The sequence below is a fragment of the Serratia sp. UGAL515B_01 genome, assembly GCF_033095805.1.
In the GTDB taxonomy this organism is placed as follows: domain Bacteria; phylum Pseudomonadota; class Gammaproteobacteria; order Enterobacterales; family Enterobacteriaceae; genus Chania.
Map to the genome: position 1 here is coordinate 1018503 of NZ_CP109901.1, position 18515 is coordinate 1037017.

18 protein-coding genes and 1 riboswitch are annotated in these 18515 nt (G+C 50.8%); of the genes, 13 read left to right on the forward strand and 5 right to left on the reverse strand.

The window, feature by feature from the left end:
* The first annotated feature begins 15 nt into the window (after positions 1-15).
* The 6 genes from bioB (at position 16) to OK023_RS04810 (ending at position 6691) form a co-directional block, all read left to right on the forward strand.
* On the forward strand, positions 16-1053 hold the full coding sequence (gene bioB / locus OK023_RS04785; protein WP_317695366.1) for a biotin synthase BioB: 1038 nt from the start codon (positions 16-18) through the stop codon (positions 1051-1053).
* Positions 1053-2204, forward strand: a complete 1152-nt coding sequence (gene bioF / locus OK023_RS04790) for an 8-amino-7-oxononanoate synthase (RefSeq protein ID WP_317695368.1) — start codon at positions 1053-1055, stop codon at positions 2202-2204. Before bioB ends, bioF begins: the two co-directional genes overlap by 1 nt.
* Positions 2188-2955 carry a malonyl-ACP O-methyltransferase BioC gene (gene bioC, locus OK023_RS04795; protein ID WP_317695370.1) on the forward strand — a complete coding sequence of 256 codons (768 nt, stop codon included), beginning with the start codon at positions 2188-2190 and terminating at the stop codon, positions 2953-2955. Before bioF ends, bioC begins: the two co-directional genes overlap by 17 nt.
* Entirely contained in the window at positions 2948-3625 is a 678-nt protein-coding gene (bioD, locus tag OK023_RS04800; protein ID WP_317695372.1) for a dethiobiotin synthase, read from the forward strand. Before bioC ends, bioD begins: the two co-directional genes overlap by 8 nt.
* A 728-nt stretch (positions 3626-4353) precedes the next feature.
* Positions 4354-6366, forward strand: coding sequence for an excinuclease ABC subunit UvrB (uvrB, locus tag OK023_RS04805; RefSeq protein WP_317695374.1), 2013 nt, complete (start codon positions 4354-4356; stop codon positions 6364-6366).
* A 79-nt stretch (positions 6367-6445) separates the two neighbouring features.
* Positions 6446-6691 carry a VF530 family protein gene (locus OK023_RS04810; RefSeq protein ID WP_317695376.1) on the forward strand — a complete coding sequence of 82 codons (246 nt, stop codon included), beginning with the start codon at positions 6446-6448 and terminating at the stop codon, positions 6689-6691.
* Here OK023_RS04810 and yvcK read toward each other — a convergent pair.
* Positions 6688-7605, reverse strand: coding sequence for a uridine diphosphate-N-acetylglucosamine-binding protein YvcK (yvcK, locus tag OK023_RS04815; RefSeq protein ID WP_317695378.1), 918 nt, complete (start codon positions 7603-7605; stop codon positions 6688-6690). The two genes, OK023_RS04810 and yvcK, sit on opposite strands and share 4 nt — an antisense overlap.
* 264 nt (positions 7606-7869) lie before the next feature.
* A riboswitch (molybdenum cofactor riboswitch) is annotated at positions 7870-8012 on the forward strand.
* Here yvcK and moaA point away from each other — a divergent pair.
* The 6 genes from moaA to OK023_RS04845 all read left to right on the forward strand — a co-directional run bounded on the left by moaA (position 8002) and on the right by OK023_RS04845 (position 11577).
* Positions 8002-8985, forward strand: a complete 984-nt coding sequence (moaA, locus tag OK023_RS04820) for a GTP 3',8-cyclase MoaA (RefSeq protein WP_317695380.1) — start codon at positions 8002-8004, stop codon at positions 8983-8985. (Overlaps the previous riboswitch by 11 nt.)
* Positions 8986-9065: 80 nt before the next feature.
* A complete protein-coding gene (gene moaB, locus OK023_RS04825; RefSeq protein WP_317695383.1) occupies positions 9066-9578 on the forward strand; it encodes a molybdenum cofactor biosynthesis protein B in 513 nt (170 codons plus the stop codon).
* Positions 9579-9581: 3 nt separating this feature from the next.
* Positions 9582-10061, forward strand: a complete 480-nt coding sequence (moaC, locus tag OK023_RS04830) for a cyclic pyranopterin monophosphate synthase MoaC (protein WP_317695386.1) — start codon at positions 9582-9584, stop codon at positions 10059-10061.
* The gene (moaD, locus tag OK023_RS04835) at positions 10058-10303 is read left to right on the forward strand and encodes a molybdopterin synthase sulfur carrier subunit (protein ID WP_317695388.1); all 246 of its coding nucleotides are present in this window, start codon (positions 10058-10060) and stop codon (positions 10301-10303) included. The genes moaC and moaD overlap by 4 nt, the downstream gene beginning before the upstream one ends.
* Positions 10304-10305: 2 nt before the next feature.
* The gene (gene moaE, locus OK023_RS04840) at positions 10306-10758 is read left to right on the forward strand and encodes a molybdopterin synthase catalytic subunit MoaE (RefSeq protein ID WP_317695390.1); all 453 of its coding nucleotides are present in this window, start codon (positions 10306-10308) and stop codon (positions 10756-10758) included.
* Positions 10759-10869: 111 nt separating this feature from the next.
* Positions 10870-11577: a Bax inhibitor-1/YccA family protein gene (locus tag OK023_RS04845; protein WP_317695392.1), complete on the forward strand. Its 708-nt coding sequence runs from the start codon at positions 10870-10872 to the stop codon at positions 11575-11577.
* A 59-nt stretch (positions 11578-11636) separates the two neighbouring features.
* Here the strand turns inward: OK023_RS04845 and OK023_RS04850 are convergent, their stop codons facing one another.
* Genes OK023_RS04850 through hlyD form a run of 4 tightly spaced genes read right to left on the reverse strand, consistent with a single transcriptional unit; the run spans position 11637 to position 16619 of the window.
* Positions 11637-12743 (reverse strand): ABC transporter permease, encoded by a 1107-nt coding sequence (locus tag OK023_RS04850; protein ID WP_317697496.1) that lies wholly within the window; start codon positions 12741-12743, stop codon positions 11637-11639.
* 10 nt (positions 12744-12753) lie between these two features.
* The gene (locus tag OK023_RS04855) at positions 12754-13890 is read right to left on the reverse strand and encodes an ABC transporter permease (protein ID WP_317695395.1); all 1137 of its coding nucleotides are present in this window, start codon (positions 13888-13890) and stop codon (positions 12754-12756) included.
* Positions 13887-15623: an ATP-binding cassette domain-containing protein gene (locus OK023_RS04860; RefSeq protein WP_411569390.1), complete on the reverse strand. Its 1737-nt coding sequence runs from the start codon at positions 15621-15623 to the stop codon at positions 13887-13889. Before OK023_RS04860 ends, OK023_RS04855 begins: the two co-directional genes overlap by 4 nt.
* A gap of 9 nt (positions 15624-15632) precedes the next feature.
* Positions 15633-16619: a secretion protein HlyD gene (hlyD, locus tag OK023_RS04865; protein WP_317695400.1), complete on the reverse strand. Its 987-nt coding sequence runs from the start codon at positions 16617-16619 to the stop codon at positions 15633-15635.
* Between the two features lie 549 nt (positions 16620-17168).
* Here hlyD and rhlE point away from each other — a divergent pair.
* Complete coding sequence (rhlE, locus tag OK023_RS04870; RefSeq protein WP_317695402.1) at positions 17169-18515, forward strand: ATP-dependent RNA helicase RhlE; 1347 nt, start codon at positions 17169-17171, stop codon at positions 18513-18515.

Sequence of the window (18515 nt, forward strand, 5' to 3'; positions counted from 1 at the left end):
TTAGGGATGGGGTAAATGGCCGATCGTATTCATTGGACAGTCGAGCTTGCTCAAACGCTATTTGATAAACCTTTGCTAGAGTTGTTGTTCGAGGCACAAACCGTTCACCGCCAGCATTTTGACCCGCAGCAGGTACAGATCAGCACGTTATTGTCGATCAAAACCGGTGCCTGCCCGGAAGATTGTAAGTACTGCCCACAAAGCTCGCGTTATAAAACCGGCGTTGGATCTGAACGGCTGATGCAGGTAGAACAGGTGCTGGAATCGGCACGCAAGGCCAAAGCTGCAGGTTCAAGCCGTTTCTGCATGGGGGCCGCGTGGAAAAACCCCCACGAGCGCGATATGCCTTATTTGCAGCAGATGGTGCAGGGCGTTAAAGCGATGGGGATGGAAACCTGTATGACCTTGGGCTTGTTGGATACCGAACAGGCTGAACGTCTGGCGGAGGCAGGGCTAGATTATTACAACCATAACCTTGATACCTCACCTGAGTTTTACAGCAGTATTATCACTACCCGCAGCTATCAGGAACGACTGAATACGCTGGATAATGTGCGTAATGCAGGCATCAAGGTTTGCTCCGGTGGCATCCTCGGCCTGGGAGAAACGGTACGCGATCGTGCTGGGTTGCTGGTACAACTGGCCAATTTACCCAAACCGCCAGAAAGTGTGCCGATCAATATGCTGGTCAAGGTGAAGGGGACGCCGTTGGCTAACAATGACGACGTTGACCCGTTTGACTTTATTCGCACTATTGCGATTGCTCGAATTATGATGCCTACATCTTATGTTCGTTTGTCTGCAGGTCGCGAGCAGATGAGTGAGCAAACTCAGGCCATGTGTTTTATGGCCGGGGCCAACTCCATCTTTTATGGCTGCAAGCTACTGACCACACCAAATCCAGAGGAAGACCAGGATCGGCAGTTATTCCGCAAGCTGGGGTTAAATCCTCAACGGACCGCGATCGAGCAAGGCGATGTTCAACAGCAACAGATACTGACCGAAAGGTTGCTTCATAGCGATACTGACGCGTTTTATAACGCGGCACCGTAATGAGCTGGCAACAACGTATCCAGCAAGCGCTGGAAGAACGCCAGCGAAGTGCCACTTATCGCCAACGGCAAGCGAATATGGGGGGTGGTGGCCGCTATCTACAACTCAACGACCAGCATTATCTCAATTTTTCAGGTAATGACTATCTGGGGCTTGGCCAACATGATGATGTGATTGCTGCCTGGCAACAGGGGGCGATGCGTTATGGTGTTGGCAGTGGTGGATCGGGCCACGTTACTGGTTTTTGTCACGCGCATGATGAATTGGAGCAGAAGCTGGCGGAATGGCTCGGTTATCCGCGTGCGCTGTTGTTTATTTCTGGCTATGCGGCCAATCAGGCCGTACTGGCCGCCTTGATGCAGGCTGACGATCGCATTCTGGCGGATAAACTCAGCCATGCCTCCCTGTTAGAAGCGGCTACTCACTCCCCGGCACAATTGCGACGTTTTAGGCATAACCAGCCACAGGCATTGGCCACATTGCTAGAAAAAACCTGTATTGGCCAGCAGTTAGCAATTACTGAAGGGGTATTCAGTATGGATGGGGACAGCGCCCCGCTGGCTGAACTGCACCGATTAACGCAACAGGCCGGTGCTTGGCTAATGGTGGATGATGCGCATGGTATAGGGGTTCGCGGTGAGCAAGGGCGCGGCAGTTGCTGGCAGCAAGGCGTTCACCCCGAGGTGCTGGTGGTGACCTTTGGTAAAGCGTTCGGCGTCAGTGGGGCCGCGGTACTGTGTGATGAACCGTTGGCGGAATACCTGCTGCAGTTTGCCCGCCATCTTATTTACAGCACCTCGATGCCCCCGGCTCAAGCCTGTGCTTTGCAAGCGGCATTGCGCTGTATCCAGCAAGGAGATGCGTTACGTGAGCGATTGCAGAACAATATCCAGCATTTTCGTGCTGGTGTCGCCGGCTTGCCGCTGGCGTTAACCGTTTCGGATACCGCCATTCAGCCGTTACTGGTGGGGGATAACCAACGTGCGCTTGATTTAGCGCAGCGTTTGCGTGAGCGAGGGCTATGGATTAGTGCCATTCGCCCACCGACAGTGCCTCCTGGCGGAGCGCGATTACGCATTACGCTCACGGCGGTACACCAGTCCGAGGATATTGACCGTTTACTGGAGGTGTTGCATGGCATCTGCCATTGATAACGTCAACAAAAAAGCGGTAGCTTCGGCGTTTAGCCGCGCTGCAACGAGCTATGATACTTTCGCAGTATTGCAGCGTGAGGTGGGGGAGTACCTACTGGGGAGGGGGGCATATCATCCTGGTAAATCAGTGCTTGATGCCGGTTGCGGTACTGGCTATTTCAGTCGTCGCTGGCGCGAGCTGGGTAAGCAGGTGACCGCGCTCGATTTGGCTCCGGGCATGCTGGCATTTGCCCGTCAACAGCAGGCGGCAGATCATTATTTGTTGGCGGATATAGAACACATCCCGTTATCAACCGCGTCGGTTGATATCAGTTTTAGCAGCCTGGCGATGCAGTGGTGTAGTGATTTGCCCCGTGCGCTGGCAGAGTTGCATCGTGTGACTCGCCCTGGTGGATTGATCCTGTTTTCTACGCTGGCAGAAGGAACTTTGCATGAGCTAGGGGATGCCTGGCAGCAGGTGGATGGTGAACGTCATGTTAATGATTTTTTGCCACTCATGAAAATCTCTAGCGCATGCCGCCATTATCGCCATCATCTTGAGTCTGCATGGCAAACGCTGACTTACCCAGATGTTATGACGCTGATGCGTTCGCTCAAGGGGATTGGTGCTACGCATTTGCATCAGGGGCGTGAGGTTGGGCTGCTTTCCCGCCAGCGTTTTGCCGCATTGCAGGACGCTTATGCAAGCCTGTGTGGGCAATTGCCACTCAGTTATCATCTGGTTTATGGGGTAATTTATCGTGACTAAACGCTGGTTCGTGACCGGAACGGATACCGAGGTGGGGAAAACCGTTGCCAGCTGCGCACTGTTACAAGCTGCCAGCGCTGCGGGATGGCGCTGTGCCGGTTACAAACCGGTGGCATCGGGCAGTGAGATGACCAGCGAGGGATTGCGCAACAGCGATGCGTTATCCTTACTGAGCCATAGCAAAGTAGTGATGGACTATAGCTTAGTGAATCCTTACACCTTTGCTGAGCCGACTTCACCCCATATTGCCAGCCGAGATGTGGGCCTCCCCATTTCTCTGCCACGGCTTTCTGCTGGCTTGCGTGATCTTGAAAAACAAGCCGACTGGTTGCTGGTGGAAGGTGCTGGAGGCTGGTTCACGCCACTTTCCGAGCAGCATACACTCGCCGATTGGGTGCAACAGGAGCGGTTACCGGTGATCTTGGTGGTGGGTATTAAGTTAGGCTGTATCAACCATGCGTTACTGACCGCCCAAGCGATCCAGCAGGCAGAATTAACCTTGGCAGGCTGGATTGCTAACGATGTTACCGCACCGGGACGACGCCATCAGGAATATCTGACAACGCTTTGCCGTATGCTGCCCGCGCCTTTGCTGGGAGAGATCCCATATCTGCCCAATATAGAACTGCAGCCGTTAGGGCAATATCTTGATTTGACACTGCTGAGTTAATGAAAAATAAATATTTAAAAAACAATAGATTATACTCATTTCGCGTGCTCCTATTATTGGAGCCTGTGCTATTTCCTGAGCAAACGAAAAGGGTGGGTGCGATCTTTTAGTATGAATCGTCATAACCAAAGCAATATTATTGTAAAAAATAACTAAAAAACGGGCTTCAGAGGTATTTCGAAGAGAAAAGCGTTTTTTCTGTAACTCCCGCCCCCCTAGGGGTTGTGGGAGTTATCCACTATTTCTGTGGATAACCTTGTGCATTATATCTAGAAAACCAGCTTAAACAGAGAGCGGACGCGGGTTGTATCGGCGTTGTCCGCATTATCATCTTTTTATTAAAAACATTAAATATCAACAAATTAATTAAAATCAAGCAAGGTAGTTAAGCGGTGAAGCTCTGTGAGTGGTTTTTCGTCAGAACGCTATCAATGCGTTAATGAATAGCGGTAGCTGGGGATAACATGGCTATTGACAATAAAAATATTGCACTGTGGACACTTTATCGACGCCTTGATGACGTATTAAGGTATGTTAATAGACAAATTCACTTGAGGCTGGTTTTATATCCAGTATGATAAGCCTTGGCGCAAATTATCAAGGCTGAACATACTAAGTAGTAGCCTCTGGTAAATGCTAACCTGACCACAGTAAAGCGGGTGTCGTGCCTTGTTTGCATCACTCTCCGTGCCCCTAACGCCCGGCTGCAACCTGAACGATGAAGGGATATGAGCAAACTTTTCAAACTGCATTCAGAATTCAAACCGGCTGGCGATCAGCCAGAAGCCATTCGCAAATTGGAAGAAGGGCTGGAAGATGGTCTGGCGCATCAGACTTTGTTGGGGGTCACCGGTTCGGGCAAGACCTTCACTATCGCCAATGTGATCGCCGATCTTAACCGGCCAACCATGGTGCTTGCACCGAATAAGACGCTGGCGGCACAACTCTATGGTGAGATGAAAGAATTCTTTCCTGAGAATGCCGTAGAGTATTTTGTCTCTTATTACGACTACTACCAGCCAGAAGCCTATGTGCCAAGTTCTGATACGTTCATTGAGAAGGACGCGTCGGTAAACGAACATATAGAGCAGATGCGCCTTTCGGCAACCAAGGCGTTGCTCGAACGGCGTGATGTGGTGGTTGTGGCGTCGGTCTCTGCGATCTACGGTCTTGGCGATCCCGATCTTTACCTGAAAATGATGTTGCACCTGACCAAGGGTATGATCATCGATCAGCGTTCGATCCTGCGGCGTTTAGCAGAGTTGCAATACACACGCAACGATCAGGCTTTCCAGCGTGCAACCTTTCGCGTTCGTGGCGAGGTCATCGATATTTTCCCTGCTGAATCAGACGAATTGGCACTGCGTGTTGAGCTATTTGATGAGGAAGTGGAGCGCCTGTCGTTGTTTGATCCACTCACCGGCCAGATCGAGCAAGTGGTACAGCGTTTCACCATTTACCCCAAGTCCCACTATGTTACGCCGCGTGAACGTATTGTGCAGGCGATAGAAGAGATTAAGGTGGAACTGGCGCAACGGCGAAAGGTGCTGTTAGAAAACAACAAACTGTTGGAAGAGCAGAGGCTTTCGCAGCGTACCCAGTTCGATCTCGAGATGATGAACGAATTGGGCTATTGCTCAGGCATTGAAAACTATTCGCGTTACCTCTCTGGGCGCGGTGAGGGGGAGCCACCTCCTACGCTATTCGACTACCTGCCGGCAGACGGCTTGCTGGTGGTGGACGAATCACACGTTACCATTCCGCAGATTGGTGGGATGTTTAAAGGCGACCGATCACGTAAAGAAACATTGGTAGAATATGGTTTCCGCTTGCCCTCTGCGCTAGATAACCGGCCGATGCGCTTTGAAGAGTTTGAAGCTCTGGCACCTCAGACTATCTACGTTTCTGCCACACCGGGCAAGTATGAGTTGGAGAAGTCTGGCGGTGATGTTATCGACCAGGTCGTCCGTCCAACCGGTTTGCTAGACCCCGAAGTGGAAGTTCGTCCTGTCACGACACAGGTTGATGATTTGCTCTCTGAAATCCGTAAGCGCGTGGCCATCAACGAACGTGTACTGGTCACTACGCTCACCAAACGTATGGCAGAAGACCTTACCGAATATCTGGAAGAACATGGTGAGCGGGTGCGCTATCTGCACTCAGATATTGATACGGTAGAACGTGTCGAAATCATCCGTGATTTACGCCTTGGTGAGTTCGATGTCTTGGTAGGGATCAACCTGTTAAGGGAAGGCCTTGATATGCCTGAGGTGTCGTTGGTGGCGATTCTAGACGCAGATAAAGAAGGGTTTCTGCGTTCCGAGCGTTCCCTGATCCAAACCATTGGCCGTGCAGCCCGTAATCTTAACGGTAAGGCCATTCTCTACGGCGACCGGATCACCGACTCCATGGCTAAGGCTATAGGCGAAACGGAACGCCGCCGCGCTAAGCAGCAGGCACATAACCTAGCCAATGGTATTGTGCCTCAGGGCCTGAATAAGAAGATTTCTGATATTCTGCAGCTCGGGCAACCGAGTACGCGCGGTAAGAATAAGGGCAAAAGCAAAGCGGCAGAAAATGCAGCACAATACCGGCATCTTACGCCAAAAGCCTTGGAGCAAAAAATTCAGGAACTGGAAGCGAAGATGTACTCCCACGCACAGAATCTGGAGTTTGAGCAAGCTGCCGCCGTACGTGATGAGATCCATCAGTTGCGCCAGCAATTTATTGCTCTGTCATGACCTGGTTGTAATTTATCTTGCTGTGCACACGCTAGCTGTTTAAGGTGTGCGCCCCAAGTATTGATGCGAGTGGCTGAAAATGACTGCACAACCTTCCAAAGACCCGTTACACGGCATGACCTTAGAGCGTTTATTGAACGTCTTGGTAGATCATTATGGCTGGGATGGGTTGGCTGAACGCGTTCGTATCAACTGCTTTCGCAGCGATCCGAGTATCAAGTCCAGCCTAAAATTTTTACGTCGTACCCCATGGGCACGCAAGCAGGTAGAAGAGCTCTATCTCAGTACCGTTAGTGATAACCCATGGCATCAAGGTAAAGCTTAACTACGGGCTGACAGCGCTACCAAGGCTTGATCCATCGCTTGGCGCAATAGCTGACGATCGTGACGGTGGGGAATGTCACTGGCTTCCAGCGGTTGTTTGACCACAATTCTATCGTGTATCTCTTGGGTATCTACCGCAGGGCCAACAATGACGGCTTCAATCATCTTACGCCCTATTTTTTCTTCCATTATTGCCAGTTTATCTTTTAACGTCAGGGCTGCAGCGGCCACACTCAGTTCACGGCCAAGATTACCAATGTAGATCATATTGGCACTGCTTCGCCTAAGAGCTTGTGTCAGTTCATTGAGCAGTAATAACGGCATTAAGCTGGTAAGAAAACTGCCCGGACCGATCAGGATCAGATCAGCCTGTGCGATAGCCTCTATTGCTTCGCGCGTTGCTTTTACCGGTGGTGATAGCATCAACTCCTGTGGCATGTGCCTGAGCTGGTCGATATTGACTTCGCCGTAAACCTGGTGACCTTCATGATCGTGGGCCATCAGATCGACGGGTTGCTCCGACATAGGGATCAAGGCAGCGTCAATTTTCAATAAGCTGCGAATCAGATTGATCGCCTCCAATGGGCGTACGCTTAAATGATCCAATGCTTTCAGCATCAGATTGCCCAAGTTATGTCCTGATAGTTCACCGTTACCATAGAAACGATATTCAAACATTGCCGAAGCTACGCTGGGTTCTGTAATGAGCTGGTTGAGACAGTTACGCGTATCTCCCCAGGCAATACCACCTTCAGAGCGGCGGATCCTGCCAGTGGATCCGCCGTTATCGGTAGTTGTGACAATACCGGTCAATCGTGAGCCCAATGACGACAAAGACGACATCACTCTGCCAAGTCCATGGCCACCGCCAAGTGCCACAACCCGATCAAGGTCGGCGAGGGTACGGTTACGCATAAAATTCCTTCATTCGGGGTAAAAAAATAGCCTGCATAAATTAGCGGATTTAGTGCAAAAATGCGAAAAAGAGTGAAGTTTACATAAATCTTGTCAATTTATCCGTTTACCTATTGTTTATTATGGCGATTCTGGATGGCTACCGTTAAAAAGCGCTGTATACACAATTATGTAGCGTAAAATGGACGTTGGCTATCGTACTTGTTTAGCGCTAGAATCCTGAAGAAAACCACGATTTGGTTCTGGCTACTCAGCGTAGCGGGAATAAAATCTCAACTCCTAGCCTTTATACCTACGTTGTTCAACGGAACAATAGGGTGTTTGGGCCGTGGCGATGTCAGCCACCAGGGTGCAGAGTGGAAACGCTCGCATCTCCCGTATTTGGAAGGTGTTAAGGTGCCACAACTCATTGATGCTTTTGAGCGCAAGTTTTATTATTTGCGCCTGTCGATAACCGATGTGTGTAACTTCCGTTGCACTTACTGCTTGCCCGATGGCTACAAGCCCAGCGGTAGCCCCAAGACCTTCCTTTCTCTGGATGAAATTCGGCGTGTCAGCCGCGCATTTGCGGCATTGGGTACTGAAAAAATACGTTTAACCGGCGGAGAACCTTCTTTACGCCGTGATTTTGTCGATATCATTGCCGCTGTGCGTGAAAATCCCGCGATCGACACTCTTGCTGTGACCACTAATGGCTACCGTCTGGCTCGTGATGTGGCAAACTGGCGCGATGCGGGCCTTACGGCAATCAACGTCAGCGTCGACAGTCTCGATCCGCGCCAATTTCAGGCGATTACCGGGCAGGACAAATTCCGTCAGGTGATGAACGGTATCGATGCTGCTTTTGCCGCCGGCTACAGTAAGGTGAAAGTGAATTCTGTGTTGATGCGGGATGTGAATCACCTGCAACTTGCCAGCTTTCTTGCTTGGATCAAGGATCGGCCAATCCAACTGCGTTTTATCGAACTGATGGAAACTGGAGACGGCGGTGATTTGTTCCGCAAACACCATGTTTCCGGCGAGGTGATCCGCCAACAGTTAGAACAGCAAGGATGGCAACGGCAGGCTCGTAGCCGCAGCGATGGCCCCGCACAGGTATTCAGCCATCCAGATTATCAGGGGGAGGTTGGGTTGATCATGCCGTACGAAAAAAATTTCTGTGCCAGTTGCAATCGCCTGCGGGTTTCAGCCGTTGGCAATTTGCACCTGTGTCTGTTTGGCGAACAAGGTATTACCCTGCGTGACTTGCTGGAGGATGACGGCCAGTTGGAACAACTGAAATTGAGAATTCAGGCGGGGCTGCAAAGTAAAAAACAAACCCATTTCCTGCATCAAGGAAATAGCGGTCTTACGCAGAACCTATCGTTTATCGGTGGCTAATACTCATCTATTTCAAGTTCTAGCGCCGTTGGCTGCAATTTGAAATCCACAGGTATTTATAACAGTGAGCATATTCAGCTATGAGCCATACCAGCAGTGAATTCACTCCGGCAAAAATTGCCATTCTGACCGTCTCTGATCGTCGTAGCATAGAGGAAGATACCTCTGGGCAGTATTTGCAGGAAGCAGTACAGGAAACGGGTCATCATGTGGTAGCGCGTGTTCTGGTGAAAGATAATATCTATCAGATCCGCGCTCAGGTTTCGGCATGGATCGCCAGTGATGATGTACAAGCCGTGTTGATCACCGGGGGGACAGGTTTTACTACCTGCGACAACACGCCCGAAGCGCTTCTGCCGTTGTTCGATCGTGAAGTGGCAGGATTTGGTGAGTTGTTCCGTATGCTGTCGTTTGAAGAAATCGGCACGTCTACCCTCCAATCTCGCGCTGTAGCGGGTATTGCCAACAAGACGGTGATCTTTGCCATGCCGGGTTCTACCAGTGCTTGCCGTACTGCTTGGGAACATATCATTGAAGAACAGTTGGACGCGCGCCATCGCCCGTGCAACTTCTTACCACATTTGAAGAAGTAACCCATGACGCAGCTAACCCATATCAACGCCGCAGGTGAAGCCCATATGGTTGATGTCTCTGCCAAGGCTGAGACAATTCGCGAAGCCCGCGCCGAAGCTTTTGTGGAAATGCAGGCGGCTACATTGGCGATGATTACTGCAGGCCATCACCATAAAGGGGACGTGTTCGCTACTGCGCGTATTGCCGGTATTCAGGCTGCGAAGCGCACTTGGGAATTGATCCCCCTTTGTCATCCACTCATGTTGAGCAAGGTGGAAGTACATCTTGAAGCACAACCTGAATATAACCGCGTACGTATCGAAACCTGCTGTCGTTTGACCGGCAAAACCGGTGTAGAAATGGAAGCGTTAACAGCCGCCTCAGTGGCTGCGTTGACCATCTACGACATGTGCAAAGCGGTGCAAAAGGATATGGTGATTGGCCCGGTAAGGTTGTTGGCGAAAAGCGGCGGTAAATCCGGTGATTTCAAGGCGGGTATATGATCAATGTTCTATTTTTTGCGCAGGTACGTGAACTGATTGGGATCAGTACGTTAAGCGTGCCGGCAGAATATCTTACGGTAGAAGAGTTGCGTAAGTCGCTGTGTGAGCGGGGCGAACGTTGGGCTTTGGCGTTGGAGTCTGGCAAATTGCTGACGGCGGTGAATCAATCTCTTGTGGTCGCTGAACATCCACTGAAGGCGGGGGATGAAGTCGCGTTTTTCCCTCCGGTAACCGGGGGTTAATCATGGAAAATACCCGTATCCGTGTTGGTAATGCTGCCTTTAGCGTTGGCGATGAGTATCAATGGTTGGCTCAGTGTGATGATGATGGTGCAGTTGTCACTTTTACTGGCAAGGTACGCAACCACAATCTGGGGGATGGCGTCAGTGCATTGTCCCTGGAGCATTATCCTGGCATGACTGAAAAGGCGCTTGAAGAGATTGTGGCTGAAGCGCGCATACGTTGGCCAGTGCAGCGGGCAACGGTGATCCATCGTGTTGGTGAGCTGTTTCCCGGCGATGAGATTGTATTTGTTGGCGTCACCAGCGCGCATCGAGGCCATGCGTTTGAAGCTGCTCAGTTCATTATGGATTATCTTAAAATGCGGGCACCGTTCTGGAAACGTGAGGCAACTGAACAGGGTACACGTTGGGTAGAGGCTCGTGATAGCGATGAACAGGCTGCAAAACGCTGGTGAAGGACAGAAATAAATCCATGCGTCGCGCCATTTCGCGCAATGTATTCTGTGATACGCTTATTAGTGGGGATGTTCCCCGAAATTTGGCTCTTATATAAAAAGGTAACCGTCATGGACCAATATCCACGTAATGGTTCGATTGTTGAACGTGCCAACAGCGGCATTCAAGCTTATATGGCGCAGGTTTATGGCTGGATGACCTGTGGTCTACTCTTGACAGCATTTGTCGCCTGGTATGTTAGTTATAACAGCCAGATACAAGCATTTATTTTTTCCAGCCAGATCACTTTTTTTGCTCTGATTATCGCTCAGCTAGGTTTGGTATTCGTTATTTCCGGTATGGTGAGTCGTTTAAGTGGTTCGGCTGCGACTTCACTGTTTATGCTTTACTCAGCTCTCACTGGGTTAACACTTTCAGTGATCCTCTTACAATATACCGGTGAGTCAATCGCGAGAACGTTCGTTATTACCGCCGGTATGTTTGGTGCCATGAGCATTTATGGCTATACCACCAAACGCGATCTCAGCGGCTTTGGCAGTATGCTATTTATGGGACTGATTGGTATTGTGCTGGCGTCGCTAGTGAATATCTGGCTGAAAAGCACGGTATTAATGTGGGTGGTCACCTATGTCGGTGTGTTGGTATTCGTAGGCCTCACTGCATATGATACTCAAAAATTGAAAGAAATGGGTGAGCAACTGAATCCGAATGACCGTGACAGCTTCCGTAAATATTCTATCGTTGGTGCATTGCGGCTGTATCTCGACTTCATCAACTTGTTCCTGATGTTATTGCGTATCTTCGGCAACCGTCGCTAAATTATCCAAGCGTTTTTCCACGCATCAAGAGGGTTCTGCTTGCAGAGCCCTCTGTATTTTCAGGCAATTTTCCGTCGGAACATGGCATAAGCCGCACTGCCTGTCGTTGCGGTAATAACCAGCAGTGGCCACAGACTGTGCCAGATAATGCTGAAGCTGGCGTCTTTGAGATAGATTTGCTTGGTGATGTCAGTGAAGTGGCGGATAGGGTTAACCCAGGTGGCGTTTTGTAACCATATCGGCATATTCTCCACCGGAGATACATAGCCTGAAAGCAGTATCGCGGGCATCATAAACACGAATACCCCGATAAACGCCTGTTGCTGCGTGGCGCAAAGTGATGAAATCAATAATCCAAATCCCACCAAAGAAAGACCGTAAATCAGCATCGTGGCATAAAACAGCAACAGAGAACCGGCAAACGGGATCTGGTAGGCAAAGATACCGATCAGTAGCACGATTGATGCCTGGAAGGTTGCCACAATCAGTGCAGGTACGGCTTTACCGATAAATATCTGCCAAGTTGTCAGCGGTGATACCAACAACTGTTCCAGCGTGCCTTGCTCGCGTTCGCGTGCTACCGAAAGAGAGGTCACAATCATCACGGCGATAGTGGTGATCATGGCGATCAATGAAGGCACGACGAACCATTTGTAATCCAGATTCGGGTTATACCAGTTGCGTATCACCAGTTCGCTGTTATTCGGTTTGGCACGCCCACCGATCAGGTCATTCTGATAATCCTGCACAATCTGCTGAACGTAGTTGGCTGCTATCTGCGCGCTGTTGGAGTTGCGACCATCAAGGATCAGCTGAAGCTGTGCCGTATTACCGTTAGCAATATCGCGCGAAAAGTTGGCCGGGAAACGGAGCAGCAACAGTGCCTTTTGGTTATCGATAGTGGTTTTGATCTCCTGCTGATTGCGTAGCAATAGCATGTGAGAAAACGCTTTGGCCTTGGCAACACGCTGAGTCAGTTCGATGGAATGAGGACCACTGTCTTCACTGTAAACCGCAACGGTGGCGTTAGTGACTTCGAGCGTTGCGGCGAAAGGGAACAGCAGTACCTGCAGCAACACCGGCATCACCAGAATTGCGCGGGTCTGCGGATCGCGCAGTAGCGACTGCATTTCTTTAACGATTAATGTCCAAAGGCGATGAAACATCATTCCCCCCTTAGTCCAGTCGCCGTGGTGTTTTCCAGGCCGTCAGGCCGATAAACACCACGGCTGAGGCGATCAAAAATAGCAGGTTAATTATCAGCACCGTGCCGATATTACCCGCCAGAAACAGTGTTTGCAGCGTACTGACAAAGTAACGGGCCGGTATGATATAGGTCACCGCACGCACGATGGCAGGCATACTGTCGATTTGAAAGATGAATCCGGAGAGCATGATTGAAGGTAAAAAGGCGGCGTTCAGTGCCACCATCGCCGCATTGAACTGGTTACGGGTGAGTGTTGAAATCAGCAGTCCCATACCAAGGGTGCTGGCCAAAAACAAACTACTGATAACAAAAAGGATCAGTAATGACCCCCGGTAGGGTACGCCGAGCACAAATACTGAAACGACCATGCAGAGCATCATGGCGATCATACCCAGGAAGTAATAAGGCACCAGTTTAGACAGCAGTAATTCACTACGTCTGACTTGAGTTGAGAGTAGAGCCTCCATGGTGCCACGTTCCCACTCGCGTGCAATGACCAGCGAAGTTAAAATGGCCCCAATCACCGTCATAATGATGGTGATTGCACCGGGAATGATAAAGTGTCTGCTGAGCGCGGCGGGGTTAAACCAGTAACGCATTTGAATTTCAATCAGTGGTTTCTCGTCTCGCCCCCTATCGGTGGCACGTTGTTGCTGCCAAATTTGCCAGACGCCCTGGACATAGCTTTGGACAAAATTAGCGGTATTGGGTTCGCTGCCATCGGTAATCACCTGTAGTGGTGCTCGGTCATAAGGCCGTGCCAAATGCTCGGCAAAATCGTCGGGTATAACCACGAGGCCACGGATGCTCCCAGCCTGCATCATCTGAATTAATTGCTGCCGGTTATCGCTGACGGTGGGTTGAATATAAGGCGAGCCAATAAAGGTATTGGCTAGGTCGTGGGCTTCTTCACTTTTTTGTTCCATCAGTATCCCGAGTCGCAGCTTGCTGGAATCCAGGTTAATACCGTAGCCAAAAATAAAAAGCAGCATCAACGGGATAACGAAGGCAATCAACCCACTACTGGGATCGCGTAGGATCTGCCGCGTTTCTTTCAGGCACAGTGCCCGCAGGCGTCGCCAGGAAAAACCGTTATCGCTGCTCATACTGTTTCCTCGCGGTCATAACCTTGCACCAGTTCGATAAACGCCTGTTCCATCGAGGGTGACGGGTATTGCTCGCTGGCTACTTGGTTTTTGAGATCGTCAGGCGTACCGGCAGCGATGATTTTGCCGCGATACACCAGCCCGATGCGATCGCAATATTCCGCTTCATCCATAAAGTGGGTGGTGACCATGACCGTTACCCCTTTATCCACCATTCCATTGATATGTAGCCAGAATTCACGCCGCGTTAGCGGGTCGACACCGGAGGTGGGTTCATCAAGGAACAGAATGTCCGGTTCGTGCATCAGTGCGCAGGCTAACGCCAGCCGCTGTTTAAACCCCAATGGCAGGGAGTCTGGCGTTTGGTTGAGGATCGGACCGAAGTTGAAAGCGGTAGACATATCATTAATTTTGTCGCGCTGCCTCTTGCCACTCAGACCGTAAACGCCGGAAAAGAACTTCAGATTCTGTGCTACCGTCAGGTTGCTGTACAGAGAGAACTTTTGCGCCATGTAGCCAAGATGCTGGCGTGCTTTACCTGAGCTGCTTTTCAGATCCATGCCCAGCACCAGAGCTTTACCTGCGCTGGGCACCAATAAGCCACACATCATTTTGAAGGTGGTGGATTTACCTGCACCGTTAGGGCCGAGTAAGCCAAAAATTTCGCCGCGTTTTACTTTGAAATCAACATGGTCGGTTGCAATGAAGTGACCAAACTTTTTCGTCAGGTCTTGCGCTTCGATCACGGTTTCTGTGCTGTTACCTGCCAAGGTTGGTATGATTTCAGCCAAGGCGGATTTGCTGTTCGGGCCACCGCCCAACAGATCGATAAACGCATCTTCAAAACGGGGCGCCGCTTCTGTCAGTTCTGCATCTGGAAGTTCCAACTGCTGTAATAACCGTTGATGATCTTCACCCTGTTTGAGGATCAGCCGCAGATACTTGCCCTGGATCACGCCGTCGCTCACCGAAGGTAAACAGATCGCACGTTGCAGCAGTGCACGGCGGCTACCGGCAGGTGCCGTAATCAAAACCGTTCGTCCGGTCATGCGTTGAGTGAGCTGCTGTGGAGTACCGCTGAACAGCAATTCCCCCTCATTCATCAGCAGTACTTCGCGACATTGTTCTGCTTCATCCAGATAAGAGGTACTCCATAGGATCAGCATGCCGTCGCTAGCCAGTTCATGCACCATGCGCCACAATTCACGGCGTGAAATAGGATCAACCCCGACGCCGGGTTCATCCAGCAATAGCACCTGAGGTTTCCCAACTAACGTACAGGCCAGCCCAAGTTTTTGCTTCATACCGCCGGAAAGCTTACCAGCCAATCGTTCAGTAAAACGAGTCAGGTCGGTAAACGTCAGCAGCCTGTCAAATGTCTGTTGACGTAAATCGCCGGTAACGCCGCGCAGATCGGCATACAAAGTCAGGTTTTCCATTACGGTCAGATCTTCATACAGTCCGAACTTTTGCGGCATATAACCGAGAATGGCATGCAACTGATGGTCCTGAGCGATTGGCTCCAACCCGGCAACGCACAACTTGCCGCGGCTGGGTTTCAGCAACCCTGCCAACATGCGTAGCAAGGTGGTTTTACCTGCGCCATCCGGGCCAACCAACCCTATCACTGCGCCACTGTGTAACGTTGCCGTCAGGCTGGCTACCGCTGGCTTATCGAGTGATGGAAAGCATTTTTCCAACGCTTTCAGTTCAATCGTATGTCCGAGTGTCATCACTGTTCCCTACGGCTTGGCGAAGTTGACAGTGACGGGCATTCCTTGACGTAAAGCGTCATCGGCATCGGTGACGATGATCCGCAAGCGATAGACCAGATCGGTGCGCAGGTCCGGGGTTTCTACGGTTTTAGGGGTGAACTCTGCGGTGGGTGAAACAAAACCAATCTTACCGTGATACGGTTTGCCTGGACGGCTGTCGGTAAATATTTGCAGCTCGGTGCCTGGTTGGGCGCTGCCCAGGTGAGCCTCGTTGATATAGGCACGCACCCAGACGGGCTTGGTCAAAGAGAGGGTAAATACCGTATTGCCGGGGCTGAGCATGGTGCCCGGCTCGACGGCACGTGTCATTACCCGGCCAACAGAAGGGGAGAGTAACGTTGTGTCTTGCAGATCCAACTGAGCCTGTGCCAATGACGCCTCGGTCAGTGCCAGGTTGGCTTTGGCCTCTTCGATCTCCTGCGGGCGGTTACCGCTGAGATATTGTGACAATTTGTCTTTTGATGCTTGTAGGTTGGCCTGGGCCTGGTTACGTAAGGTTCGGGCATCTTCCAATGCGTCGGCAGAAGTGGCTTTTTTCGCCCAGAGAGCCTGTTGGCGCTGGAAGAAACTCTCAGCATAGTTGAATGCCGAAAGGCGCTGTGTGACTTCTGATCGCACCTGAGCAATTTCTTCATCACGATAACCAGCCTGCAATAATGCCAGTTTGGCTTTGGCACTGGTCACATTGGCCTGAGCTTGCTGCAATGCGTTGAGGTAAGGCGTGTCATCCAGCTTGCCGAGTAATTGCCCCGGTGCCACGCTGTCCCCCTCGTCCACTGCCAAGGTTGCTAATCGACCACCAACACGGAAGCTCAGGTTCACCGTACGGATATCCACATTGCCGTAAAGCCTCAGGGGGGCGTCTTGCTGCTGTTGGTAATACCAGAAGCTATAGGCTGCAGCGGCAATCAGCACAATGAGTACGCCTACGAAGGTCATTTTCTTCTTGTTCATAATACTCCCTGCCAGAGTTATACCGACTTCACTTTATCAGAAGGGGACAGTCTGTCGCCTGTTTACTCCAGCTATCAGTCGCCATTCAATCTGGCGCGCTTCGCTATTTGACGGGTTTTTACTCGATGAGGCTGTTAGGGGCCAAGTTACTGCAATATGCAGGTAAACTGCAACCGAGCAAAATCAGACTCGCGCTGCTCCTGCTGGAGTGTTTTATCGATAACAAATACTCTGACTACCTGTATCCATCGTCCTCCAAGTTGCTGCGTTACTCGGCCTGTCTACTAGCCTCCTTCCTTCAGGGACGCAGTAAGCTGCGTTTAAATCGTTCTAGGCAGGTTTGCCACTCACCCTAGCTTTTCCATTTCGATTTCTGCTATAATTTGTACTGGTGCACTGCAGTTTGTGCCAAATCCCTCGAGGCCATGCCGAGGATATGCCGCTAACACAAACGTGAGCATTTCCTTATGTCCCGTCTGATCTTCCTCCCAGGAAACTGCACCGAACAACATTGTTCAGGTTAGGGAGGATCTGGAGTCTTTCTCTACTATGTCATTTGAAAACCTCGGCTTAAGTGCTGAAATTCTGCGCGCTGTTGAAGAACAGGGCTACCGTGAACCTACTCCCATTCAACGCCAGGCTATTCCCGTTGTGTTGGAAGGTCGTGACCTGATGGCCAGCGCTCAGACTGGCACCGGTAAAACTGCTGGTTTTACCTTGCCGTTGTTGCAACTGTTGAGTAAGCACGATCACCCAACTAAAGGCCGACGCCCTGTACGTGCGTTGATCCTGACGCCAACCCGTGAACTGGCTGCACAAATCGGTGAAAACGTTGATGCTTACAGTAAACACCTGCGCTTACGTTCGCTGGTGGTATTTGGTGGTGTGAGCATCAATCCGCAGATGATGAAACTGCGTGGCGGCGTCGACATTCTGGTGGCTACACCAGGCCGTCTGCTAGATCTGGAACATCAGAACGCCGTTGATCTGTCCAAAATTGAAATTTTAGTGTTGGATGAAGCTGACCGTATGTTGGATATGGGCTTTATCCATGATATCCGTCGCGTGCTGGCCAAACTTCCTGCCAAGCGTCAAAACCTGCTTTTCTCTGCAACGTTCTCAGACGAGATCAAAACGTTAGCAGGTAAGTTGCTGCATAATCCGGCATCGGTCGAAGTAGCGCGCCGTAATACCGCTTCTGAACAAATTGAGCAAAGTGTTCACTTCGTTGATAAAAAACGTAAGCGCGAACTGCTTTCACAAATGATTGGTGAAGGTGACTGGAGACAAGTGCTGGTGTTTAACCGTACCAAGCACGGTGCAAACCATCTGGCTGAGCAGTTGAATAAAGATGGTATTACCGCTGCAGCGATCCACGGTAACAAAAGTCAGGGTGCCAGGACACGTGCGCTGGCAGACTTTAAAGAGGGTAAAATTCGTGTGCTGGTGGCAACGGATATCGCTGCGCGTGGTTTGGACATCGATCAACTGCCCCATGTGGTGAATTACGAATTGCCAAACGTGCCTGAAGATTATGTGCATCGTATTGGCCGTACTGGCCGTGCTGAGCGTACCGGTGAAGCGATCTCGCTGGTGTGTGTAGACGAACATAAATTGCTACGAGACATCGAGCGTTTGCTGAAGCGAGAAATACCGCGCATTGCTCTGCCGGGTTATGAACCCGATCCTAGCATCAAGGCTGAACCGATCATCAATGGTCGTCAAGGCGGGGGACGAGGCGCTCCACGTGGTAATGGCGGTGGCCAACGCAGCGGCAGCAGCGGTGTGGCCCAGCGTGAAAATCGTGGTAGCGGTAGTGCTCGGCCACAAGGCGAGAATAAACCGCGCTCTGGTGCACCTGCGCGCCGGCCGCGTAGAAGCAGATCTGCTGAGTAA